The 23,281-nt window shown below is 48.6% G+C and carries 24 protein-coding genes and 1 riboswitch; of the genes, 23 read left to right on the top strand and 1 reads right to left on the bottom strand.

The features are described 5' to 3' along the window. Positions 1-13: 13 nt before the first annotated feature. The 21 genes from LUCIF_RS15870 (at position 14) to hslO (ending at position 20,535) form a co-directional block, all read left to right on the top strand. The gene (locus tag LUCIF_RS15870) at positions 14-238 is read left to right on the top strand and encodes a heavy-metal-associated domain-containing protein (protein ID WP_122628869.1); all 225 of its coding nucleotides are present in this window, start codon (positions 14-16) and stop codon (positions 236-238) included. A gap of 11 nt (positions 239-249) precedes the next feature. Then, positions 250-390: a hypothetical protein gene (locus LUCIF_RS26150; protein ID WP_165866024.1), complete on the top strand. Its 141-nt coding sequence runs from the start codon at positions 250-252 to the stop codon at positions 388-390. A 117-nt stretch (positions 391-507) separates the two neighbouring features. After that, positions 508-2,931 carry a primosomal protein N' gene (priA, locus tag LUCIF_RS15865; RefSeq protein WP_122628868.1) on the top strand — a complete coding sequence of 808 codons (2,424 nt, stop codon included), beginning with the start codon at positions 508-510 and terminating at the stop codon, positions 2,929-2,931. 276 nt (positions 2,932-3,207) lie between these two features. Next, entirely contained in the window at positions 3,208-3,663 is a 456-nt protein-coding gene (gene def, locus LUCIF_RS15860) for a peptide deformylase (protein WP_122628867.1), read from the top strand. After that, positions 3,656-4,597 (top strand): methionyl-tRNA formyltransferase, encoded by a 942-nt coding sequence (gene fmt / locus LUCIF_RS15855; protein ID WP_122628866.1) that lies wholly within the window; start codon positions 3,656-3,658, stop codon positions 4,595-4,597. The genes def and fmt overlap by 8 nt, the downstream gene beginning before the upstream one ends. 11 nt (positions 4,598-4,608) lie before the next feature. Further along, the gene (locus tag LUCIF_RS15850) at positions 4,609-5,430 is read left to right on the top strand and encodes a DUF116 domain-containing protein (RefSeq protein ID WP_122628865.1); all 822 of its coding nucleotides are present in this window, start codon (positions 4,609-4,611) and stop codon (positions 5,428-5,430) included. Continuing rightward, positions 5,387-6,715, top strand: a complete 1,329-nt coding sequence (rsmB, locus tag LUCIF_RS15845; protein WP_122628864.1) for a 16S rRNA (cytosine(967)-C(5))-methyltransferase RsmB — start codon at positions 5,387-5,389, stop codon at positions 6,713-6,715. Before LUCIF_RS15850 ends, rsmB begins: the two co-directional genes overlap by 44 nt. Before the next feature lie 31 nt (positions 6,716-6,746). Next, positions 6,747-7,802 (top strand): dual-specificity RNA methyltransferase RlmN, encoded by a 1,056-nt coding sequence (rlmN, locus tag LUCIF_RS15840; protein WP_122628863.1) that lies wholly within the window; start codon positions 6,747-6,749, stop codon positions 7,800-7,802. 19 nt (positions 7,803-7,821) lie between these two features. Further along, complete coding sequence (locus tag LUCIF_RS15835; RefSeq protein WP_207857842.1) at positions 7,822-8,622, top strand: FHA domain-containing protein; 801 nt, start codon at positions 7,822-7,824, stop codon at positions 8,620-8,622. Position 8,623: 1 nt separating this feature from the next. Then, the gene (locus LUCIF_RS15830) at positions 8,624-9,085 is read left to right on the top strand and encodes an FHA domain-containing protein (protein WP_122628861.1); all 462 of its coding nucleotides are present in this window, start codon (positions 8,624-8,626) and stop codon (positions 9,083-9,085) included. Between the two features lie 5 nt (positions 9,086-9,090). Then, entirely contained in the window at positions 9,091-9,807 is a 717-nt protein-coding gene (locus LUCIF_RS15825; RefSeq protein WP_122628860.1) for a Stp1/IreP family PP2C-type Ser/Thr phosphatase, read from the top strand. Beyond that, positions 9,807-11,078, top strand: a complete 1,272-nt coding sequence (locus LUCIF_RS15820) for an FtsW/RodA/SpoVE family cell cycle protein (RefSeq protein WP_122628859.1) — start codon at positions 9,807-9,809, stop codon at positions 11,076-11,078. Before LUCIF_RS15825 ends, LUCIF_RS15820 begins: the two co-directional genes overlap by 1 nt. Further along, positions 11,068-12,486 carry a peptidoglycan D,D-transpeptidase FtsI family protein gene (locus LUCIF_RS15815; RefSeq protein ID WP_122628858.1) on the top strand — a complete coding sequence of 473 codons (1,419 nt, stop codon included), beginning with the start codon at positions 11,068-11,070 and terminating at the stop codon, positions 12,484-12,486. The genes LUCIF_RS15820 and LUCIF_RS15815 overlap by 11 nt, the downstream gene beginning before the upstream one ends. Positions 12,487-12,500: 14 nt before the next feature. Then, complete coding sequence (gene pknB / locus LUCIF_RS15810) at positions 12,501-14,384, top strand: Stk1 family PASTA domain-containing Ser/Thr kinase (protein WP_122628857.1); 1,884 nt, start codon at positions 12,501-12,503, stop codon at positions 14,382-14,384. 13 nt (positions 14,385-14,397) lie between these two features. Further along, positions 14,398-15,276, top strand: coding sequence for a ribosome small subunit-dependent GTPase A (gene rsgA / locus LUCIF_RS15805; RefSeq protein ID WP_122628856.1), 879 nt, complete (start codon positions 14,398-14,400; stop codon positions 15,274-15,276). Next, complete coding sequence (rpe, locus tag LUCIF_RS15800; protein ID WP_122628855.1) at positions 15,276-15,923, top strand: ribulose-phosphate 3-epimerase; 648 nt, start codon at positions 15,276-15,278, stop codon at positions 15,921-15,923. The genes rsgA and rpe overlap by 1 nt, the downstream gene beginning before the upstream one ends. Before the next feature lie 41 nt (positions 15,924-15,964). Further along, positions 15,965-16,096, top strand: a riboswitch (FMN riboswitch). 84 nt (positions 16,097-16,180) lie between these two features. Beyond that, positions 16,181-17,263, top strand: a complete 1,083-nt coding sequence (ribD, locus tag LUCIF_RS15795; protein WP_122628854.1) for a bifunctional diaminohydroxyphosphoribosylaminopyrimidine deaminase/5-amino-6-(5-phosphoribosylamino)uracil reductase RibD — start codon at positions 16,181-16,183, stop codon at positions 17,261-17,263. A 13-nt stretch (positions 17,264-17,276) separates the two neighbouring features. Beyond that, positions 17,277-17,933, top strand: a complete 657-nt coding sequence (ribE, locus tag LUCIF_RS15790; RefSeq protein WP_122628853.1) for a riboflavin synthase — start codon at positions 17,277-17,279, stop codon at positions 17,931-17,933. Positions 17,934-17,946: 13 nt separating this feature from the next. Further along, a complete protein-coding gene (locus LUCIF_RS15785) occupies positions 17,947-19,167 on the top strand; it encodes a bifunctional 3,4-dihydroxy-2-butanone-4-phosphate synthase/GTP cyclohydrolase II (RefSeq protein ID WP_122629076.1) in 1,221 nt (406 codons plus the stop codon). Then, entirely contained in the window at positions 19,164-19,628 is a 465-nt protein-coding gene (gene ribH / locus LUCIF_RS15780) for a 6,7-dimethyl-8-ribityllumazine synthase (protein ID WP_122628852.1), read from the top strand. Before LUCIF_RS15785 ends, ribH begins: the two co-directional genes overlap by 4 nt. Positions 19,629-19,665: 37 nt before the next feature. Beyond that, positions 19,666-20,535 carry an Hsp33 family molecular chaperone HslO gene (hslO, locus tag LUCIF_RS15775; RefSeq protein WP_122628851.1) on the top strand — a complete coding sequence of 290 codons (870 nt, stop codon included), beginning with the start codon at positions 19,666-19,668 and terminating at the stop codon, positions 20,533-20,535. A gap of 59 nt (positions 20,536-20,594) precedes the next feature. Here hslO and rpmB read toward each other — a convergent pair whose 3' ends face one another. Continuing rightward, the gene (gene rpmB / locus LUCIF_RS15770) at positions 20,595-20,786 is read right to left on the bottom strand and encodes a 50S ribosomal protein L28 (RefSeq protein WP_122628850.1); all 192 of its coding nucleotides are present in this window, start codon (positions 20,784-20,786) and stop codon (positions 20,595-20,597) included. A gap of 200 nt (positions 20,787-20,986) precedes the next feature. On the opposite strand from rpmB, the gene LUCIF_RS15765 reads away from it, so the two are divergent. Beyond that, positions 20,987-21,184, top strand: coding sequence for a DUF1858 domain-containing protein (locus LUCIF_RS15765; protein WP_122628849.1), 198 nt, complete (start codon positions 20,987-20,989; stop codon positions 21,182-21,184). A 42-nt stretch (positions 21,185-21,226) separates the two neighbouring features. Beyond that, positions 21,227-23,275: an ATP-dependent DNA helicase RecG gene (gene recG / locus LUCIF_RS15760; protein ID WP_122628848.1), complete on the top strand. Its 2,049-nt coding sequence runs from the start codon at positions 21,227-21,229 to the stop codon at positions 23,273-23,275. The last annotated feature ends 6 nt before the right edge of the window (positions 23,276-23,281 follow it).

Below are 23,281 nucleotides of genomic sequence, written 5' to 3'. Positions count from 1 at the left end.
GTTGGTGTTCCGTATGAATTCAACAACAGTTAGAGAGTCCATATATCAGGTCGGAGGCTTAAAGGGTGACCATTGTCGCGACCGTATTGAACATACGTTGTCTCATCTTACGGGTATCACCGGCGTTAATGTTGATTTAAACAGGAAACAGGTTGCGGTTCGGTATGATTCCGCCGTAATTTCCGACGGGTATATTGAGGAAACGCTGCAGACTTTGGGTTATTCTATTCAGGGTTAGGAGTGGATACAATGCGATTCCGCTATTCTTCCTTGGGAAAACGTCATGTACAACGTTTTTTTAAACGTCTGCCAATGGATACCGGTTTGGACTGGAATTTTGCTTCTCCTCTCGTCTGGAAAGCCGTTGATGAAGACAACCCGGCTAAGTAAGAGAATTAAGTAGATAGGTAAACGGATAAGGGAACCTTTGCGGTTCCCTTCTGTTTACCTATTTAGCAGAAACCGGCGGCAATTTTAGATTTCCAGCGGTATAAGTGGTGATTATAAATGAGCTTAATAGCACAAATTATTGTTAATATTCCAGCTCGTTCGATCAATAAAATGTTTTCTTATCAAATTCCGGAACCGCTTGGCAATGTAGGCGTAGGCTGGCGCGTTCTGGTACCCTTCGGCAATCGTCGGCTGGAAGGTTTTATCGTCGAAATAATTGATGCCGAAAGCAGCGGGTTAAAATCAATTATTGACATTTTGGATGAGGGGCCGTGGTTTGACCAGCATATGCTTACCATGGCGAGGTGGATCAGCGAACATTATTTATGCTCCCTGGCAGAGGCAATGCGTTTATTTATTCCGGGGAAATCAGGTGTAAAAAGTAAAGTCTTGTACCGGACTGCCCAATGGGATGATCCAAACCAGGCTGAAGCTTATTTAGGAAAGGTAAGTCCTTCAGCCCGGCTGCTTTATGAGTCCATTCTTCAGCAGGGCGCCGTCAGCCGTACCCAATTAGAAAAGCAATTCGGGCCCCAGACGGCAAAATTGGTGCAGCAGTGTTTGCGTCATCAACTGATCCGGCTTGACTATGCAACAAGTCAGGTGATGCGGCCTAAACTGAAAACGGTTATTGAACTGGCTGTTCCTGCAGAGACGGTTGAGGCCCGGCTGCAGGCAAGCGCAAGATATCCGGCCCAATGCCGGTTGTTGACCGCTTTATTAACAAAAAGTCAGTTGGGGCCGGATGAAGTCCGGAATCTGGGGATCGGTCACGATACGGTAAAACGGCTGGTTGCGTCGGGACTGGTTACTACCCGGCAAATACAAATCCGCCGTGACAGTTATGCCGGCAGGCGACATTGTCCCGCTGACATTGTTTTAACTACCGAACAAAAAAAGGTTTTGGCCGACATCATTCCTTATATTAATAAAAAACAGGGACAGTCTTTCCTTTTGCACGGGATTACCGGCAGCGGCAAAACCCAGGTTTATATAGAAGCCGTGGCTGCAGTCCGGCAAGCACAGCGGCAAGCCATTGTGCTGGTGCCGGAAATTGCCTTAACCGGTCAAATCATATCCCGGTTTAAAGCGCGTTTTGGCGATGATGTTGTGGTAATGCACAGTAAATTATCCGTTGGCGAGAGATTTGATTCCTGGCAGCGGCTTCGCCGCCAGCAAGCGGGAATTGTCATCGGCGCCCGGTCCGCCATCTTTTCTCCCGTAGTCCGGCTGGGAATTATTATTATTGATGAAGAACATGAGTTTACTTATAAGCAGGAAGAGTCTCCCCGCTATCACACTCACCAGATTGCGCTGGCCAGAGCGGCTTTAGAAGATGCTGTCGTTATTTTCGGCAGTGCGACCCCGGCGGTGGAAACCTATTATCACGCCCTGCGCCAGGAACATAAACTGCTTACTCTCACGGCCCGGGTGGATAATGCCCTCTTGCCGGAAGTTACCGTAGTGGATATGAGAGAAGAATTGCGGCTCGGCCGGCGGAGCGTACTATCGCTGCCGTTGCAGGAGCTTTTAACACAAACTGTGGCCCGCCGGGAACAAGCCGTTATTTTGTTGAACCGCCGCGGTTACGCAACCTTTATTTTATGCCGGGAATGCGGCCATGTTATCCGCTGTTCCCACTGTGCCGCTTCTTTGGTTTATCACCATGCCGGCAATCTATTGCGCTGCCACTATTGTCAGGTAACCCAAAACGTGCCGAATGTGTGTCCTAAATGCGGCAGTCATTATATTCGTTATTTTGGCACCGGTACTCAAAAGGTGGAGGAAGAAATGGCAAAATTGTTTCCGGCGGCGCGAATTGTCAGAATGGATCAGGATACAACGGGTGGAAAAATGGCCCATGACACAATTATGGATGATTTTGCCCGGGGAAAATATGACATTTTATTGGGAACCCAGATGGTAGCCAAGGGGCATGACGTTAAAAATGTGACGGCCGTCGGAATCCTTTCCGCGGATGCAGTACTTAATTTACCCGATTTCCGTTCGGCGGAGAGAACCTTTAGCTTACTGACCCAAGCGGCGGGAAGAGCCGGTCGGGGCAATAAACCGGGCCGGGTAGTTGTTCAGGCTTATAATCCGGAACATTATGCCGTTCTGGCCGGACTGCGGCAGGATTATGGTCTCTTCTATCAGGAAGAAATAAAAAATCGGCAAGAATTAAACTATCCTCCCTTTTGCCGGCTTGTCAAAATAATTGTACAAGATAAAAATGAGCGAAAAACCAGGCAAACTGCCGAGCGGGCGGCGGCCGATTTACGCGGCCTGCTGGGGGGAAGCCATCCTGGGGAAGTAATCGGGCCGTTTACTGCTCCGGTTGCTAAAATTAACGATTTATACCGGGTTATTATTCTGGTGAAAACAACTAATTTAAGGGCGGTTCGTGATTCGATCCGTAAGCTTGACTGGCTAAATGCAAAAGAAATTTTGATTGATATTGACCCGCTTACAACCATGTAACCTCTAGTGGTCTGTGAACCCTAATTCTATAGTGTTCTTACGAGAAGTTTTCCGCCCTGCTTTGTTGTCGTCGGCTTACATATTCCCGATATGCGCACCTCCTCCGCCTCGCAGGACGAAAAACCTCTCGCAATTCATCCTATCGCTCTAGAGTTTACAGACCACTAGTTTGCCGCGATTGATTTTTTGGCGACATGGATTTTTCTTTAATTTTGTGTTAAAATTTGGGCAGTAATTTGTGGCATTTTTATTTATAAAGGAGGTTTTTAGAGCCGTATGGAGATTCGCAAAGCCGGCGATAAAATACTGAAAGAAAAAGCGTTACCGGTTACCAAGATTGACCGGAAAATTAAAAGGTTGCTTGATGAGATGGCCGAGACAATGTATCGCGCCGAGGGAGTTGGCTTGGCAGCCCCGCAGGTTGGCGTATCGTTACGGGTTGTTGTGATTGATGCCGGTGACGGACTGCTGGAATTGATTAATCCGGTTATTGTGGAAATGGAAGGCCGTGAGACTGGTACGGAAGGTTGTCTGAGTATTCCCGGAATCTACGGGGAAGTGGAACGATATGAGAAGGTTACGGTGGAAGGGCTGAACCGGGAGGGAAAAAAAGTGCGGATTCAGGGAACCGGTTTGCTGTCGCGAGCCTTACAGCATGAACTGGACCATCTGGAAGGAATTTTGTTTATCGAATTGGCAAAATCTTTGCATAAGGGGAAAGGCAATGGGTGATATACGGGCAGTATTTATGGGGACACCGGAGTTTGCTGTTCCATGTCTGGATATGCTTTTAACCGAGTCCTATCAGGTGGTTGCGGTAGTCACCCAGCCCGACCGGCCCAAGGGGCGCGGACAAAAGCGGATGCCTTCGCCGGTTAAGATGTTTGCCGAGCACCATGGTTTGTCTGTACTGACTCCGGAGAAAATCAAGGACCCTGCTATTGTTTCCCAATTAGCTCAATTGCAGCCTGATATTATTATTGTTGTTGCTTATGGCCAGTTTTTACCCCTGTCCGTTTTGAAAATCCCGCCACTGGGCTGTGTCAATGTTCACGCTTCGCTGCTGCCCCAATATCGTGGCGCCGCTCCCATTCATTGGGCAGTGATCCGGGGAGAAGCGGTTACCGGGATTACTACCATGTTTATGGATGCGGGCATGGATACGGGCGATATGATTTTGAAAGAAACCACCCCGATCGGCCCAACAGAGACAACGGCGGAATTACATGACCGGCTAAAGGGGCTGGGTGCCCAAACTTTGTCGAAAACACTGCAGCTCCTTGCCCGGGGAAATGCGCCCCGTATACCGCAGGATAACGGCGAAGCAACCTATGCGCCGTTGCTCAAAAAAGAACTGGAAAAAATCAACTGGTGCGATTCGGCGCGGAATTTGCACAACTTGGTGCGCGGCCTCAATTCCTGGCCCGGTGCTTATTGTTTATACCGGGGAAAGGTATTAAAAATATGGTGCACCGGCATTGGAAAAGCTAATTCCCTAAACGGGCGGCCCGGGCGAATTGCCGGATTTGATTCCGGTTCGGTGCAGGTTGAAACAGGCGACGGGATTCTGGAAATTACGGAACTGCAGCCGGAGAGCAAGAAACGGATGACGGCGGCGGATTTTATCAAAGGCCATAAACTGAATGTGAATGAAATGTTTGAATAGAGGGTGTAAACGTGATTGAAGTGGTAGCACGTCCTAAAAAGAGATTGTTTTTGGCCTTAATTTTAGTAAGCCTGGTAGTAGCGGCTCTATCCACATATGGACTATGGATGGTCAGTTTTTCCGGGTTGGCCAATATCAGCAGGTATTTGCCGTTTATATTCGGTGTTTTGCTGGCCCTGATCCTGTTTGTCATAGGCAGTGGCGTAACCGGAATTATTCTGGCTATATTAGGATTTCATACCCTGGATGTATTTCAGGGAGCTGCCTGGTCGACGATTAACTTACTATTTCCGATGGCAATCCGCATCGGCAAACTGTTTGACGTCGATAAGGAGCGGATCGAGAGATCCTTTATTGAGGTAAGCAATCATCTAGTCCGGCAAAAACATATTACCGTGCTACCGGAAAAACTGTTGATTCTTGTACCTCATTGCATTCAGAATGAAGCTTGTCCCCATAAGATTACCCGTGATGTCGCCAACTGTAAAGGGTGCGGCCAATGCCAGATTGGCAGCTTAATTTCCCTGACCAACCAGTATGGTGTTCATCTGGCCGTAGTTACGGGAGGAACACTAGCCCGCAAGGTGATCAAAACCTTGCGCCCCCATGCCGTATTGGCCATAGCCTGTGAGCGAGACCTGACGAGTGGGATTCAGGATGTATTTCCTCTGCCGGTTTTAGGCATATTGAACGAACGTCCCTGTGGACCATGCTGTAATACAAAAGTCGATATAGCTCAGGTTGAAGCTGCCATCGGCTATTTCATTGAGGAAAAAGTGGTGAACGACAATGAACGCCCGGGAAATAGCGCTGAAAGTAATTCAGGCAATTGATGCCCATGGTGCCTACGCCAATATTGTTTTAGCGCAAGAATTAAACCGTCATAAGCTGTCTGATTTGGACCGCCGTTTTGTTACCGAATTGGTTTACGGTACCGTAAAAGCGGGAAAAACACTGGACTGGCTTTTATCATTTTATTTGAACCGGCCTTTAACCAAAGTACCGGTTATTATCCGGAATATTCTTCGTTTGGGAATATATCAACTGTTTTTTTTGTCCAGGGTGCCTCCTTCGGCGGCCTGCAATCAGGCTGTCGAGCTAACCAAGAAATATGGACATGGCGGAACGGTCAAATTTGTGAATGCGGTGCTGCGGAATGCTGCCCGTTATCCGGAAAGGGTTGTTTATCCGGACAGGGAACAGCAGCTTACAGACTATTTGGCATTAAAATATTGCCACCCCGCCTGGCTGGTTCAAAAATGGGTCGGCCGGTTAGGCGCCGAGCAGTGTGAACGGCTGTGTCAGGCCAATAATGGTACGCCGCCGTTATCCATTCGTACCAATACCCTGAGAACCAACCGCGACAGTTTGCTGGAGCGGTTGCGGCAGGACGCTGTTGTTTGCAATCCGTCGGAATGGGCGCCGGAAGGAATTGTTTGCTCCGAATATCCGGCGCTTTCATCCCTGGCGGCTTTAAAGGCGGGAATGTTTCAGGTTCAAGACGAGAGCTCCATGCTGGTAGGCCATGTATTGGCGCCGCAGTCAGGGGAATTTGTCATTGACGCCTGCGGCGCCCCCGGAGGGAAAAGCACTCATATTGCCGCCCTGATGCAAAACCGGGGCCGCGTTTTATCAACAGACATCTATGAACATAAACTGGAATTGACCCGGGATAATGCCGGGCGTCTGGGTATTACGATTATAGAAACCAAGGTGATGGATGCCACCCGCTTGGGGGAACACTATCCGGGGCAGGCCGACCGGGTCCTGGTAGATGCGCCGTGTTCCGGCCTCGGTGTATTACGCCGTAAGCCGGATTCCCGTTGGCGCAAGAGTTCAGAAATACTTAGAGAACTGCCGCCGCTGCAAAAAGCTATTCTGGCAAGCGCCGCTTGTTGTGTGAAACCCGGCGGTGTGCTTGTCTACAGCACTTGCACCACCGAACCGGAAGAAAATGAGGCGGTAGTACAATGGTTTTTGTCGGAGAATCCCGGTTTTGCGCTGGCAGTTACCGGCCAGTATTTACCGGTGAAGCGAACGGAAAAAATGGTTCAGCTTTGGCCGCAGCAGGATGGCGTGGACGGCTTTTTTATAGCCCGGATGCAAAGAAAAGGATAATCAAGATTTGTTAGCGGGAGGCCGCGAGGGATTGAAAAATATTTTTGGCTTGTTTGAGCAAGAAATCGAAGAGGAAATCAAACCGTATGGGTTGGAACCCTATCGAGCCGGACAAATTGCCGCCTGGATATACCGGCAGGGTAAACAATGTTTTGAGGATATGACCAATTTATCCCGGCAGAAACGGGAATTACTGGCGGCTCATTTTTCCGTACAAACCGTAACGACCGTCGCATCGCGAGTCTCCGGGGACGGGAAGACCAGCAAATTTTTGTTGTCTTATCCGGACGGGGCCGCTGTGGAAACGGTTTTAATGCGGCAGCCCTATGGCAACAGTGTCTGTATTTCCACCCAGGTAGGCTGCGCAATGGGCTGCATTTTTTGCGCTTCCACACTGCGGGGCGTAACCCGCAATTTAGCGGGTGGCGAGATTCTGGCCCAGGTGCTGTTCATTCAGAATCAGCTTGCCCGGGAACAATGCGGCGTCGATTCGATTGTAATTATGGGCTCGGGAGAACCGCTGGCCAATTATGAAAATGTACTTCGGTTTATGCGTTTATGTCATGAACCGTATTGTTTAAATATGAGTTATCGCAACATAACGTTATCCACTTCGGGAATTGTTCCGGAAATTTATAAATTAGCGGCGGAAAAACTGCCCGTTACCCTGTCCATATCGCTCCATGCACCCAATAATGACCTGCGCTCGCAGTTGATGCCGGTTAACCGGTCTTATTCCATTGCCGACGTCATGGCGGCGGCGGATTATTACACGGAAGTGACAGGCCGCCGCGTGACCTATGAATATATTTTAATCGCCGGACTTAACGACCGGCCGGAACATGCCCGGCAATTGGCGTCCTTAATTAAAGGACGCATTGCCAATGTCAATCTTATTCCCGTGAATCCCGTGCCGGAAAGAGGTCTGCTGCGTCCTGACGACGAAACGATTGAGCGGTTTTTTGCTGTAATGAAAAAACAGAAAGTCAATACCACCATTCGCCGGGAAATGGGGGTAGATATTCAGGCTGCTTGCGGCCAGTTGCGGCATGAATTATTAGCGAAACAACTGGATAATTTTGACTAACAGTGCAAAATCGCATATAATGAATCTGATATTGTGTAATGGAGTGTTCAACGTGAAGCTTTTCCGGAATGTGGAGAACTTTTTTGAAAAACATATTGAAGATTTTTTCAGTAAAAAGTTTAAAAGCGGTCTCCAGCCTGTTGAAATCGGCAAACAGCTTGGGAGGGAAATGGAGAATCAAAAAACGGTAGGCGTTTCTCAAATCTTTGTTCCCAATCAGTATACCGTACAGATCAGTTCGGCCGATTATGAGCGGATAAAGCCCTATGAACAAGCAATCAAGCAGGAATTAGCGCAATTTTTGACCCAGTATGCCGGACAGAAGGAATATACTTTTTTAGGGGCCATCGAGATTGTTTTGGCTGAGGATGCGGCATTATCAACGGGGATTTTTCGTACCACCAGCGCATTTACCGAGCCGCCGGACCTAGGAGAAAAGGGTGAATCTACAGCAAATCAACCGGAACAATTCTCCGATACGCTTATTTTTAAAAAAGGAAATCTGGTAAATACTAGTCAAAGTACTTCCTTGGCCGGAGCACTGGTCGTAATTGACGGCATGGATGCCGGTATGAGAACTGATTTAGGCAGTAACCGGGTAAACATAGGCCGGCGGGAAAGCAATGAGCTGCCGCTTTCCGATATGAATACATCCCGGTTGCAATCCTATATTGTTTTTGAAGATGGCGAGCATGTATTATATGATGCCAAGAGTTTAAACGGGACCTATGTGAATGGACACCGGATTGTCCGGCGCCGGCTTCAACCGGGGGACCGCATCAAAGTGGGGAACACAACGATTTTGTATGAGGTGAAGTGAATTGCCCAGTACGATGTGGTTGTTAAATATTGTGACGGTTGTCTTACAGTATAGCTTGGTTTTACTGATTTACTACTTTCTATACAGAGCGATTCGGATTGCGTATGTTGGTTTGCAACCTGCCGTCGCCGGGGAGAGTGTCCCGGAGCGGCGCCGTGTAAAACAGGAACGGGCCCGGATGATTGTTTTAGATCAAGGAGCGGTTGCTTTGGCGCAACATTATTTTGAACTGAATGAAACGACTTCTATCGGCCGTAACGACGAAAATGATATTGTGATTGCCGAAACGGTCGTGTCCTATGAGCATGCGTGTATCAGTAAATATAAAGAGGGGTATTGGCTGGATGATTTACATAGTACCAATGGAACCTTTCTTAACGGCCAGCGCATCACTCAGGAAGCGTTTTTGCATAATGGGGATTTGATTAGAATTGGTTCGGTAACTTTTAAGTTTGAGGGGTGATTCAATTGCTGGCGTATGCAAAATCCGATATTGGCATGGTACGCAAGACCAATGAGGATAACTACGTTTTTCTTCCTCCCCGTCTTTTTGCCGTAGCCGATGGGATGGGTGGACATGTTGCTGGCGAAATAGCCAGCAAGTTAGCGGCGGATACAATTCGTGAATATGTAGCAGCTCATAATCAGGTTGATTGCTCTGAGACAGTAATAAAGGAAGCAATTCAACAGGCGAATTGGACTATTTTCCAGATTGCCCAGAGCAAACCGGAATATACCGGTATGGGAACAACCGTTTCTGCGGTGATTGTTGACGGGCCGGATATTTTTTGGGCTCATGTGGGGGATAGCCGTATTTACTTATTGCATGACCGTCAATTAAAACAACTGACCGATGACCATTCTTTGGTGGGAGATTTAGTTCGTAATGGTAATATTACACCCGAGGAAGCGCTGACCCACCCGCACCGCAATATTTTAACCCGGGCCGTAGGCACGAATGAAGACATTCAAATTGATACCGGTACGGCGCTTTGGGAGCCGGGGGATATGTTGCTTTTATGTACCGACGGTCTTACCAATATGGTAAGTGACGGGGATATATGCCAGTTGCTGCTCAGGGCCGGTGAAGGCAGGGAAGTTTTGGACCAACTGGTAAGAGAGGCCAATGCTGCGGGCGGATTAGACAATATCACCGGCATTTTACTGCAAAATGGAGAGTCGTAATGGTGATAGAACAACAGCCCAGAAATGAATTTACCTTACTGGGGATTGCCAGTTTTATTTTGATTAACGGCATATTGGTCCTGAATTTAGCTGCCGGCAAACTGGATATAAAAATTTGGGGCGTTACTGCAGGGATTATTTTTAGCTGGTTTATGGTACACGCAATCATTCGCCGCCGGTTTCGCCGGGGAGATCCGCTTATCTTTCCCTTAGCCGCATTTCTTACGGCGATTGGATTGGTCATGATTTTACGGTTGGCACCCAATTTGTTCTGGGCCCAGGCCATTTGGGCCGAAACCGGATTAGTCGCTTTTGCGTTCGCCACCTTTTTTTTTCGCAGGTTGGAAACGCTGGCCCAGTATAAATATATTAACGGAATTCTGGGAATTGGACTGTTATTGTCGGCGATTCTTTTTGGTGTGAATATCGGTGGACATAAAAGTTGGATTATTCTTGGACCTGTCCATTTTCAACCTTCCGAGTTTGCCAAGCTTTTTATTGTATTCTTTTTAGCGGCTTATCTTGATGAAAGGCGTGAGGTGTTAACGTTTGCCGGCAAACGATACGGCTGGCTTACCCTGCCGGCACCCCGGTTTATTGCTCCCTTGCTGGTTGTCTGGGGGCTTACCATGGTAATGTTTGTTGTGCAGCGGGATTTAGGTTCAGCCCTTTTGTTTTTTGGAGTTGCCGTGGCCATGCTGTACATTGCCAGCAATCGGATTGATTATGTTCTGATTGGACTTGCCTTGTTTTTTGCCGGTTCTTTTCTTTGTTATTATTTGTATTCTCATATTCAAGTCAGAATTGATATCTGGTTAAATCCCTGGTCGGATCCGAATGGCAAGGCGTATCAGATTGTCCAGTCGCTGTTTGCCTTTGCTGCCGGCGGCTTATGGGGAAGCGGCCTGACCTATGGGTTTCCGACTATGATTCCGGAGGTGCATACTGATTTTGTTTTTGCTGCGATTGGCGAGGAACTTGGCTTTATCGGCACTGCGGCAATCCTAATTGCTTATATTCTTTTGCTTTATTGTTCTTTCCGGACGGTGCTGAGAACCGCCGGTTCGTTCAGTCTCCTGGTAGCGGCCGGTTTATCGGTCATAGTCGGACTACAGGTTTTTCTCATTATCGGGGGAGTGACTAAGTTTTTTCCCCTTACCGGTATGCCTTTACCTTTGGTCAGTTATGGCGGCAGTTCCATGATATCCAATTATATTTTATTTGGTATACTGTTTGCCATTTCAGAAATGAGGCCGCTGGATGAAGAATAATGAAGTTGACTTTTTGCGTAAAAATGCCCGTAATGTAGCATATTGCCTGCTTCTTTTACTGGTTATCCTTATGCTGTATGTTTCTTACATTCAAATTATTGAAGCCCCTTTTTTGGCTGCCAATCCCTTAAATCGCCGCAGCGCAGAACTTTCCGGCCGGATTGAACGGGGGCAAATCCTGGACCGGAACGGCAAGCAACTGGCTGTCAGCATTCAGAATAACACCGGGCAGTTTTACCGTAAGTATCCCTATGGGGCAATTATGGCACAGCTTGTAGGATATGACAGTAAAAAATATGGTCAGGCCGGACTGGAAGCAACGTATAATGAATATTTGTCCGGTTTTAATAACCCGGAGTACAAATTAGGTCCGGTTTCCCATTTATGGACCAAGAACCGGGGAAATAACCTCATATTGACTATTGACGCCGATTTACAGCAACTGGCATACAGGGCCTTGGGAAATCACCGAGGCGCCGTAGTTGCCGTGTCGCCTCGTACGGGAGCCATTTTAGCGTTAGTCAGCAAACCTTCTTTTGATCCTAATACAGTTGACCGGAATTGGCAAACTGTTTCGCGCTCTACCGACAGTCCTCTTTTGAACCGAGCCGTGCAAGGGCTGTATCCGCCGGGATCTACCATTAAGATCATGACGGCCGGAGCCGCTTTAGCGGATGGGATTACTGATTTAAACCGGACTTTCTTGTGCAATGGCGCGCTGAAAATCGGACCGGACTATGTGTTGCACGATGCGGAAAATGTTGCGCATGGTAAAATTGATTTGTCAGAAGCGCTAACCGTGTCCTGCAATGTAACCTTTGGCCAAATAGCTATGGAACTGGGGGCTAAAAGAATGGCCAACACCTTTGAACAATTTGGATTCTCCCGCGTTGCCAATCCTGAATTACAGGAAGTTCCCAGCCAATTGCCGGATTTTGCTAAACTTAGCGAGGGCGAACTGGCTCAGACCGGTATTGGACAAGGAAGATTACTGGTTACTCCTTTAAAAATGGCTATGTTGGCGGAAGCGTTTGCCGACGGGGGCGTCATGAAGAGACCTTATCTTGTCAGTAAAATCGTAGCACCGGACGGCGCGGTTATTAAACAGTTTACGCCGCAGGAATGGCTGAGACCCTTGGATCGACGCTGGACGGATGCGGTAAAAAAAATGATGGTGGCGGTAGTAAATCAAGGAACGGGGAAAGCGGCGCAACTGGCCGGCGTCTCCGTTGCGGGAAAGACCGGGACGGCGGAAAATCCGCATGGCCGTCCCCACGCCTGGTTTATCGGCTTTGCCCCGGCGGAGGATCCGCAGATTGCGGTTGCGGTCATTGTGGAAAATGCGGGATATGGCGGTGACGCGGCTGCACCGATTGCCCGTCAATTATTTGCGCAGGTATTACGTTAAGGAGGTGACATCACATGCTAATAAACCGTACTCTTGATGACCGTTACACCATTCTTGAACATATAGGCGGCGGCGGGATGGCTGATGTATACCGGGCTCACGATGAACTGTTGGATCGCTCGGTAGCGGTGAAAGTACTGCGGTCTCAGTTTACGAATGATGAAGAATTTGTAACGCGCTTCCGGCGGGAGGCCCAAGCCGCAGCGCGGCTGTCTCATCCTAATATTGTCAACATCTATGACGTTGGTCATGATGAAGATACATACTATATCATAATGGAATATATTTCCGGTGAAACGCTTAAGGATAAGATTCAGCGTGATGCACCGCTAAAGGTTGAATTGGCGGTTCGGGTCGCATTGGAAATTGCGGAGGCTCTTGAACACGCCCATCAGAACAACTTGGTGCACTGTGATATTAAACCACATAATATTCTGGTGACCCGGGCCGGCCGGATTAAAGTTACGGACTTCGGCATTGCCCGGGCCGTTACCTCGGCAACAATGACCCATTCCGGCACAATCGTCGGGTCTGTTCACTACTTTTCTCCGGAACAGGCTAAGGGAGCGGCCGTGGATGCCAAATCGGATATTTATTCGCTGGGGGTTGTGCTGTATGAAATGCTTACCGGTACCGTCCCGTTCAATGGGGAAACGCCCATTAGCATTGCTTTAAAGCATATTCAGGAGGAGCCGCGGCCACCCCGTGAGATGAATCCCAATATTCCGCCGTTGGTGGAGGCAATTGTCTTAAAAGCCATGGCTAAAAATGCCGGCGACCGCTTTAGTGATATTACGGAAATGATTACGGATTTGAAACTGGCCCAGAATTGTCTCAGGGACGACAGTACGCGGCGTATGTCGAAAGAAGATTTCCCTACCCAGGTTTTGCCGGCAGTTACACCGCCCCTTGACGGTCTTGCCGACAAACATGGCGAGGCTACGGCCCACGGCAATAAAAACAAGCCGAAAAGATCCAAAGCCTGGCTATGGATTTTGCTGTTAATATTACTATTGGGATTCTTAACCGGCATGTTCCTTGCTTATGGCAAGTTTTGGAGTCCCAACGATGTGACGGTTCCCAATGTAGTAGGCAAGCAGGTTGATATTGCCCGCAATATTTTATTAAACAGCAATCTACGGGTTACCGTTTCCGATGCATTTAATGATAAAGTACCGGCGGGATACGTTATTTCCCAACTGCCTGAACCGGGATCGGTTGTCAAGGAACAAAGAATGATAACTCTGATTGTCAGCAAGGGCGGTGAAATAACCGTAGTACCTGATGTACGGGGAATGAATCGGCGGGACGCGGAATTGCAGCTTCGTAATGCCGGACTGGTATTAGGCCGGGTTGATGAGCAATTTTCTCCCGATGCTCCGGCTGATACGGTCGTGAATCAGAATCCCCGCCCGCCGGCGCAGGTGAATAAAGGCGCAGCCATCGACCTCGTAATCAGCAAGGGAGCGGGACCGCGAAAAATCGTGTTGCCCGATTTCCGGGGGACGCCGTTAAATACGGTAAACTCGCAGCTTGAAAGTTTAAAACTGAAGATGGGAACGATAACCGAAGCGGCCAGTGACAAATATCCGCCCGGAACTATTACCGGCCAGAATCCGGCGCCGGCGGCAGAAGTTACGGAAGGGGCGGCAATTGATTTTACCGTGGCCAAAAATGTATCCGGTACGACCAAACGGGCGGTTGTTCAAATTGCGGTGCCGGCCGGTCCGCCGAATCAGACAATCCAGATTGTTGTTACCGATTCCAATGGCCGGCGTGTGATTTATGAGGGCACTCATAAACCCGGTGAAAAAATAGAAAAAACCGTGGAGGGAACTGGTCAGGTACGGGTACAGGTATATATCAACGGCGTATTAATTCAAGAACAAACATTGTAGGAGGCAATACTTTGTGTTAAAGGGGGTTATCGTCAAAGCCTATAATAGTTATTACTATGTTCAGTCGGAAGACAAAGTCACCATGTGTACTTTGCGCGGACGGTTTAAGAAAGAACGATTTTCCCTTTTAGTGGGGGACTTGGTGCTATATACAATGAGTGGCGGCGACAAAGGGGTCATTGAGGAGATTCTTCCCCGGCGCAATCGATTGCTGCGGCCAACGGTCGCGAACATTGACCAGGTGATGCTTACCTTTGCCGCCGTAAATCCGGACATTAACGGCGTATTGATTGACCGCTTTCTTGTTTTGGCCGAATTGTCCGGACTGAAAATCAATCTTTGCGTCAATAAAATCGATTTGGCCAATCCTGTTGAGCTTACTGCCTTAACCGATATTTATCAACGGATCGGCTATCCGGTTATTTTGCTTTCTGCCAAAACCGGAATGGGCATACAGGACTTCAGAACCTTACTCTATGATAAAACTACTGTTCTTGCCGGACCTTCCGGCGCCGGTAAATCAACCATTTTGAACGCTGTTGAGCCGGGGTTGAAATTAGTTACCGGCGAAGTAAGCCGTAAGATTGGACGCGGCAAGCATACTACCCGTTTTGCCGAATTATTGCCGCTTGCGGCCGGTGGTTTCGTGGTTGATACGCCGGGATTCAGCCTAACCGAGTTTAACAATCTGAGCGAGCTGGAATTGATGCATTGTTTTATCGAGATTGCAGCCCTGGCCCCGGCATGCAAGTTCACGTCCTGCCTGCATGACAAGGAACCGCAGTGCGCAGTAAAACAGGCGGTGCAGGCAGGAGAAATCGACCGGGCCCGCTATCATTCGTATCTTGAACTACTGGCGGAAATAAAAGAAAAGAGAAAGGATTACAAATGATGATTCAGATTGCTCCTTCCATATTGGCAGCCGATTTTGCCAATCTGGCGACAGACATTCAAAAGGTAGAAAAAAGCGGCGCCGATTTATTGCACGTTGATGTAATGGATGGACATTTTGTCCCGAATATTTCCATTGGCGCTCCTGTGGTAGCGGCCATCCAGAAAGTGACCAAACTGCCGTTAGATGTGCATTTGATGATTGCGAATCCGGGAAAGTTTCTTGACTCTTTTATCCAGGCCGGAGCCAATATCATTACCGTCCATGCAGAGGCGGACTGTCATTTGCACCGGTTGATACAACAAATTAAAAGCGCCGGTGTCCGGGCCGGCATATCCCTGAATCCGTCTACTTCCCTGACGGTTCTGGAAGAAGTTTTACCTGACATTGATATGGTACTTATTATGAGCGTGAATCCCGGTTTTGGGGGGCAGTCCTTTATTGCTTCTTCCCTGAATAAAATTACCCGTCTGAAAAACATGATTGAAGAACGGCATTTACAGGTTGACATTGAGGTGGACGGAGGAATTAATTCGCAAACGGCGCCGCAAGTAATTAAGGCAGGAGCGAACATACTAGTGGCCGGTTCCGCCGTTTATGGAGCTCCGGACATTTCGCGGGCAATCCGGGAATTGCGCGGCTCTTGATTATTGGGAAAAAGAGTGGTATTATATCTTTATAATCTAATATAAGCCTTTGGGGCAAGGTGAAAAAGAGCAATCTTTTAATTCCTGACCGGCGGTAAAGTCCGCGAGCCATATGTGGCTGATCCGGTTAATTTCCGGAACCGACAGTATAGTCTGGATGGAAAAAGGCTGGCATTCCGGTTGTTTTGTTATAACTTATATGCCTTAGGAAAACTGCCCCACAGATACTATCTGTGGGGTTTTTATTTGGAGGTCTTATGGATGAATATTATATGAGACAGGCCCTGGCTTTGGCTGAGCGCGGTCTGGGACGGACCCGTCCCAATCCCATGGTTGGCGCCGTCATTGTCCGTGACAACACCGTTGTCGGTCAAGGCTGGCATAAAAAGGCCGGGACACCCCATGCCGAAATCCATGCTTTGACCCAAGCCGGCGATTTGGCCAGGGGAGCTACCCTCTATGTTACTTTGGAGCCTTGTTCGCATTATGGCCGGACCGGGCCTTGCGCGGATGCCGTAATTCAGGCCGGCATCAAAAAAGTTGTCGTTGCGATGGTTGATCCCAATCCGCTGGTTGCCGGCAAGGGACTGGAAAAGCTCCGGGCGGCAGGGATTGAGGTTGTGGAGGGGATTTTAGCCGGCCAAGCCGCCGGACTGAATGAAGTGTTTATTAAATGGGTTACCACGGGAATGCCCTTTGGCATCTTAAAGACGGCAATGACGCTGGATGGCAAAATTGCAACCGTAAGCGGGCAATCCCAATGGATCACGGGGCCCCCGGCACGGCAGTTCGTTCATACGCTGCGGGACCGTTATGACGGAATTTTAGTAGGAATCGGTACGGTGTTGGCCGATGATCCGGCCCTGACCGCCCGTTTGCCCCAGGCAACGCAAAATCCCGTGCGGATTGTTGCCGATAGTTTGGCCCGGACCCCGCTGACGGCGAAAGTTGTCAATGATGAGGCGGCGACAATTGTTGCCGTATTGCCGGAGGCGCCGCCGGAGAGAAGGGAAGCACTGCAAAAGAAAGGCGTTGACGTTGTTGTTGTCCCAAGAGGAAAAACAGGCATTGATCTGAAAAGTTTGTTTCAGATACTGGGTAAGCGCGGTATTAGCAGCATATTGATAGAGGGCGGGCCGGCGGTGAATCAATCGGCTTTGGCCGCCAATGTTGTGGATAAAGTGTATTGGTTTATTGCCCCTAAAATCATTGGCGGAACTAGCGCGCCGGGTCCCGTCGGGGGAGAGGGAATATCCTGCCTGGATGCCGCTATTTTACTTAAAAATACTGCTATCCAGCAAGTCGGTGAAGATGTATTGGTTAGCGGGTATATCGTATAGCGGGAGGAATGAAATGTTTACCGGGATTGTGGAAGAATTAGGTAAAGTGACGGCCATCCAAAAAGGTCCTAAGTCGATCCGGCTGACCGTTGCGGCCGGGAAAGTACTCGGTGATGTTCAACAAGGCGACAGTATTGCTGTAAACGGAATTTGTCTTACCGTTGTTTCCTTTGCGTCAAATTGGTTTTCCGCCGATGTGATGCCGGAGACCATGGACCGTACCGCCCTGGGGCAGCTTAGCACCGGTCAGGCCGTTAACCTGGAAAGGGCTTTGAGATTGGGAGACCGTCTAGGGGGGCACCTGGTTAGCGGCCATATTGACGGAACCGGCCAAATCGCCGCCAAAGAAAAAAATGATAACGCCGTTATCATTCGCATTATAGCGGAACCGGCCATCATGCATTACGTTGTGAAAAAAGGTTCCGTCGCAATTGACGGGACTAGTCTTACCATCGTAGAGTGCGACGAAAGCTGGTTCACCGTTTCGTTAATTCCCCATACGGCGGCACAGACAACATTGGGTTTTAAACAAGCCGGGGATATGGTAAATTTAGAAACGGATATATTAGGAAAATATGTGGAAAAACTTTTACGAAGCGGTGCTGCCGCGGACCAGGCGGGACCGAAAATCAGCCTGGAATTTTTAAGTGAACACGGGTTCACAGGTTAAACGATTAGGAGGAATACAAGTGCAATTTCATCGTATTGAAGAAGCCATTGAGGATTTAAAAAATGGTAAAATGATTGTGGTTGTGGATGATGAAGACCGGGAAAATGAAGGCGACCTTTTAATGGCGGCGGAAAAAGTTACTCCCGAAGCGATTAATTTTATGGCAACCCATGGCCGCGGCTTAATTTGTATGCCGATTGTCGGCAGCAGGCTGGACGAATTGGAAATTGGTGCCATGGTAACCAAGAATACAGACAGTCATGGCACGGCTTTCACCGTGTCGATCGATGCCGGCAGTGTTACTACAGGCATATCGGCTTATGAGCGGGCTCTGACCATCCAGGCTGTCCTTAACCGGGATACGCAGCCGGAGGATATCCGGCGTCCCGGTCATGTTTTCCCGCTGCGTTACCGGGAAGGCGGGGTATTGCGGCGGACGGGCCATACCGAAGCCGCGGTCGATTTAGCTAAACTGGCCGGGTTGTATCCGGCTGGTGTAATTTGTGAAATTATGAAGGACGACGGGACCATGGCCCGGGTACCGGAGCTCATGGAGTTTGTCAGTCAGCACAATTTAAAAATAATTACCATAGCAGACTTAATCAAATACCGTATGATGCATGAAAAATTTATTGTCCGGGCGGCGGAAACCAACCTGCCTACCCGCTACGGGACGTTTCGTCTGATCGCCTATGAGTCGGAAACCGATGGCCAGTGCCATGTGGCGCTGATAAAGGGCGATGTCCGCGATGCCAAGGATGTGCTTGTCCGGGTTCATTCCGAATGTCTGACCGGAGACGTTTTCGGTTCGCTCCGCTGCGATTGCGGAGAACAATTGGCGAAAGCGCTGGAAAGGATTGAGAAAGAAGGCAGGGGCGTTCTGCTTTATATGCGCCAGGAAGGACGGGGCATCGGTCTGGCTAATAAAATAAAGGCCTATGCCCTGCAAGACCGGGGTAAAGATACGGTGGAGGCCAATGAACTGCTCGGCTTTGCTCCCGATCTGAGAGATTACGGAATTGGGGCGCAAATTCTCTCGGACCTTGGACTTACCTCGATCCGGTTGCTGACGAATAATCCCAAAAAACGGGCCGGGCTGGAAGGGTACGGATTGACAATTTCCCAACGGGTTCCCATTGAGATGAAAGCCAATCCCTTCAATCAACGCTACCTGTCGGCTAAAAAATCTAAATTGGGGCATATTTTAAAACAATATGAGGAGGAATCTAAATGAGCAAAATATTGGAAGGCCAGTTGATTGCGAAAAATCTAAAAGTAGGAATTGTCGTGGCAAGATTTAATGAATTCATTACCGGCAAGCTGCTTACAGGCGCGCTGGATGCCCTTACGCGCCACGGGATGCCGGAAGACAATATTACCGTTGCCTGGGTACCGGGAGCCTTTGAAATTCCGCTGATTGCCAAAAAGATGGCTGACAGTAAACAATACGATGCCGTAATTTGTTTAGGAACCGTAATCCGGGGCAGTACTTCACACTATGATTATGTTTGTGCCGAAGTATCCAAGGGAGTGGCTCACGTAGCGTTAGACAGCGGTATACCGGTCATCTTTGGCGTCTTAACAACGGAAAATATTGAACAAGCCATAGAACGGGCCGGGACCAAGGCGGGTAATAAGGGCTTTGATGCTGCGGTAGCGGCCATTGAAATGGCGAATTTGCTGACTGATATGTAAAATATTTCCAGGAAATATTTTAGGAGGATACGTATTCATGCGAGACCATCTCATCCGGGCTACTACACCCGGCATACGCGCTTTTGCGGCAGTTACTACGGAATTAGTGGAAGAAGCACGGCGGCGCCATGATTGCTATCCCGTGGCGTCTGCCGCCCTGGGACGAACGATGACTGCTGCCCTTATGCTGGCAGCCAATTTAAAGACCGAAGAAACCCTTACGCTCCGCATTGAGGGCGACGGCCCGCTTGGCACAGTGGTAACCGATGCCAATTCCCGCGGAGCGGTACGGGGATATGTGAAAAATCCCCAAATTCATTTGCCCTTGCGGGAAGGAAAGCTGGATGTCGGTAAAGCGGTCGGCAGCGGCACCATTACGCTTACCCGCTTTACCGGACTGAAACAGCCATTTTCCGGCAGTGCTCCGCTATTAACGGGAGAGATTGGTGAAGACGTGGCCAATTACCTCCTGCTTTCAGAGCAGACCCCGTCAACGGTTGCGGTAGGGGTTCTGGTGCAGCCCGACCTTACGGTGACGGCGGCCGGCGGTTTGTTAGTTCAGGCCATGCCGGGAGCAGACGACAAAACAGTAGCTGCTGTGGAAGAAAATCTGGCCCGGTTGCCGGCTGTTTCTCAGTTAGTGACTGAGGGCTACGACGGGGCCGCCATGCTGGAAAAAGTATTTGCAGGCTTGCCGGTCAATCTTTATGATTCGTATCCGCTGGCTTTTAACTGTCCTTGTTCGAAGGAGAAAGTGGAGAATGTACTGATCAGTTTAGGTAAAAGCGAACTGGAAGATATTATTTTAGACGGCCAGGCGGAACTAATCTGTCACTTTTGCAATCAGAAGTATATCTTTGAACGGGCTGAATTGGAAGACTTGCTAAAACGCCTGGATAATAAGTAGGGAAGGGAAAAGAAAAAGGACTATGATGTTCATATCATAGTCCTTACTTTTTTTGTTTGTTATACTGCCCGGGCTACTTTGTTGGAACGTAAACAACGGGTACAAACGTTGATCTTTTTTATTTCGCCGTTAACTAATGCCTTAACGCGCTGAATATTGGGTTTCCATCTGCGTTTCGTCTTAAGATGGGAGTGGCTGACATTAAAACCGCTGAGTTCACCTTTACCACAGATTTCACATACGTTTGCCATCTATTCCACCTCCTTTAGTGGGGACAAGATCATCCTTATTACAATAACATCAATATTTTAGCACAGATTAGTTAGAGTATGCAAGTATTTAAGAAATAAATACCGGAATAATTCGCAAAAATGTAAACACATGCAGGAATTGCCATGAATATATTGAAAATAGAAAATAAAAAAGAAGGTTTGGTTGGGGGGAAGAGAACATGATTACGAAAGAAACCCCAATTATTGTTGTACTGCGCTCCCATATACAGGCTAAAGAGGTGTTAGTCAGCCATGGAATGTCCTGTAGCGGCTGCATGGGATCAGCTACCGAAACAATTGCCAATGCCGCCAAAATTCATGGGGTCAATATTGATGCTTTACTGGCGGAATTAAATAGTCTTAAATCGGAAAAATAGGCAAAGAGTATACTTTGCCTATTATAATGCGGGTGGTATTTTTTGCTGCAATGGTTACAACCAATAAAAGAAATAAAGGGAATTGGCCCGGCAAGAGCGGCTCTGTTGGCAAAATTGAATATTTTTTCCGCCGGCGATTTATTGGAGCATTTCCCGCGTCGTTATGAAGACCGGCGCCAATTGAAGCCAATTCAGTTATTGGCGGATGATACCTGGGAGACCTTTACGGCGACGGTCACCGGGATTGAAGAGAGTAAACCAAGGCGGGGTCTGACAATTACCAAAGTATTGGTCCGGGACGCGACCGGAGCGGCTCAATTAGTCTGGTTTAACCAGTCCTACCGGAAAAAATGGTTCAAAATAGGGATGAAACTTATTATAGCCGGAAAAGTGAAACGGCGGTTTCAAACGGAAATTCATAATCCGGAAATAGAATTAGCCGACGGTAATGACCGGGTAAATGCCGGCTGTATCGTACCGGTCTATCCGGCGAGTGAAAAGATTCAGCAACGTTTTCTGCGTTCGCTGATCCGGCAGGTGCTGGATGGAACGACGGCGGTTTCGGAGCCATTGCCGGCTGATATTATAACCCGGTTCCATTTGTTGAGCCGCAAAGAAGCATTGGAAAATATTCATTTTCCGGCGAACATGGACTTGCTGGAACAAGCGCGATACCGGCTGGTTTTTGAAGAATTGTATTTGCTGCAATGTGGACTTGCCTTTATAAAAAGATATAAGAAAAGCGGTTATACCGGGATCAAGCATTTACCTGACGGCAGATTGGTTTCCCGCCTGGAAAGACAATTGCCTTTTACATTAACGGAAGACCAAAAAAAGGTTTGGCAGGAAATTAAGCTCGATATGGAAGACACCGTTCCTATGCAGCGTTTAATCCAGGGTGATGTGGGATCAGGCAAAACGGTGCTTGCCGCCCTGGCGTTGGCCAAAACGATTGAAAACGGCTATCAGGGCGCCATGATGGTACCGACGGAAATTTTAGCGGAACAGCATTATCATACTTTGGCACAATTTTTAGCTCCCCTGGGTGTGAAGCTTACCCTGTTAACCGGAAAATTAACCCGGCGAGCCCGGGAAGAAACCCTGGAGCAAATTCGTGACGGTCTGGTTGATGTCGTTGTGGGGACACATGCTTTGATTCAGGACGATGTTAGCTTTCACTGTCTGGGATTGGTGATAACCGATGAGCAGCACCGGTTTGGCGTCCGACAGCGGTCTCTCTTACAGTCCAAAGGGGGCATGCCGGATGTGCTGGTTATGACGGCAACGCCGATACCCCGTACCATGGCATTAACTGTTTATGGCGATCTTGATGTGTCGGTGATCCGTCAACTACCGCCGGGAAGGAAGGAAATCAAGACCTATGCGGAAAGTAATCAAATGCGGGAACGGGTTTACCGGAACCTGGTTGTCCGGCAGGTAGAAAGCGGTCGGCAAGCCTATGTAGTCTGTCCGCTGGTGGAGGAATCGGAGAATATCGATGCTCAATCGGCGGTTCAGGTATATGAGCAGCTAACCCGGACTTACTTGCGCAATATTCCCTGCTGCCTTTTACACGGCAAATTAAAAGCAACGGAAAAAGAGGCGGTTATGGAGGCTTTTTGCCGGGGCGAATGTAAGGTGCTAGTTGCTACTACCGTGATCGAAGTGGGTGTCAATGTACCGAATGCCACGGTGATGGTAATCGAAGGGGCGGAACGGTTTGGTTTGGCTCAGTTGCATCAGCTTCGGGGACGGATCGGCAGGGGGCAGCATCAATCCTATTGCGTTTTACTATCGGACAGCCGGAATGCCGAAACGAAAGAAAGGCTAAAGATTCTAGCGCAAACAAGTGATGGGTTTTTGTTAGCGGAAAAAGATTTATTATTACGGGGACCCGGACAGTTTTTTGGTTCCCGGCAGCATGGCCTTCCCGATTTAAAAATCGCTGATATAGTAAAAGATACACAGGTATTGATCGAGGCCAGGCGGGCCGCTCTTACGACGGCGAATGACCCGCAGGCTATTTTTTCTATGCAAGCCGTCTTACAAGAACGGTTTGGTGATTATTTCAGCTTCATATTCCGTAATTGACTACTA

Source organism: Allolucifera butyrica (assembly GCF_900476375.1).
GTDB classification, from domain to species: Bacteria; Bacillota; Negativicutes; order Sporomusales; family UPPP01; genus Lucifera; species Lucifera butyrica.
This window is presented reverse-complemented; position numbering and strand designations above follow the sequence as displayed.

Bases quoted from the DNA above. Each gene is read 5' to 3' on its own strand.
- LUCIF_RS15870 (WP_122628869.1), top strand. From the start codon at position 14: ATGAATTCAACAACAGTTAGAGAGTCCATATATCAGGTCGGAGGCTTA.
- LUCIF_RS26150 (WP_165866024.1), top strand. From the start codon at position 250: ATGCGATTCCGCTATTCTTCCTTGGGAAAACGTCATGTACAACGTTTT.
- priA (WP_122628868.1), top strand. From the start codon at position 508: ATGAGCTTAATAGCACAAATTATTGTTAATATTCCAGCTCGTTCGATC.
- def (WP_122628867.1), top strand. From the start codon at position 3,208: ATGGAGATTCGCAAAGCCGGCGATAAAATACTGAAAGAAAAAGCGTTA.
- fmt (WP_122628866.1), top strand. From the start codon at position 3,656: ATGGGTGATATACGGGCAGTATTTATGGGGACACCGGAGTTTGCTGTT.
- rsmB (WP_122628864.1), top strand. From the start codon at position 5,387: ATGAACGCCCGGGAAATAGCGCTGAAAGTAATTCAGGCAATTGATGCC.
- LUCIF_RS15835 (WP_207857842.1), top strand. From the start codon at position 7,822: ATGAATCTGATATTGTGTAATGGAGTGTTCAACGTGAAGCTTTTCCGG.
- LUCIF_RS15820 (WP_122628859.1), top strand. From the start codon at position 9,807: ATGGTGATAGAACAACAGCCCAGAAATGAATTTACCTTACTGGGGATT.
- LUCIF_RS15815 (WP_122628858.1), top strand. From the start codon at position 11,068: ATGAAGAATAATGAAGTTGACTTTTTGCGTAAAAATGCCCGTAATGTA.
- pknB (WP_122628857.1), top strand. From the start codon at position 12,501: ATGCTAATAAACCGTACTCTTGATGACCGTTACACCATTCTTGAACAT.
- rpe (WP_122628855.1), top strand. From the start codon at position 15,276: ATGATTCAGATTGCTCCTTCCATATTGGCAGCCGATTTTGCCAATCTG.
- ribD (WP_122628854.1), top strand. From the start codon at position 16,181: ATGGATGAATATTATATGAGACAGGCCCTGGCTTTGGCTGAGCGCGGT.
- ribE (WP_122628853.1), top strand. From the start codon at position 17,277: ATGTTTACCGGGATTGTGGAAGAATTAGGTAAAGTGACGGCCATCCAA.
- ribH (WP_122628852.1), top strand. From the start codon at position 19,164: ATGAGCAAAATATTGGAAGGCCAGTTGATTGCGAAAAATCTAAAAGTA.
- hslO (WP_122628851.1), top strand. From the start codon at position 19,666: ATGCGAGACCATCTCATCCGGGCTACTACACCCGGCATACGCGCTTTT.
- rpmB (WP_122628850.1), bottom strand. From the start codon at position 20,786: ATGGCAAACGTATGTGAAATCTGTGGTAAAGGTGAACTCAGCGGTTTT.
- LUCIF_RS15765 (WP_122628849.1), top strand. From the start codon at position 20,987: ATGATTACGAAAGAAACCCCAATTATTGTTGTACTGCGCTCCCATATA.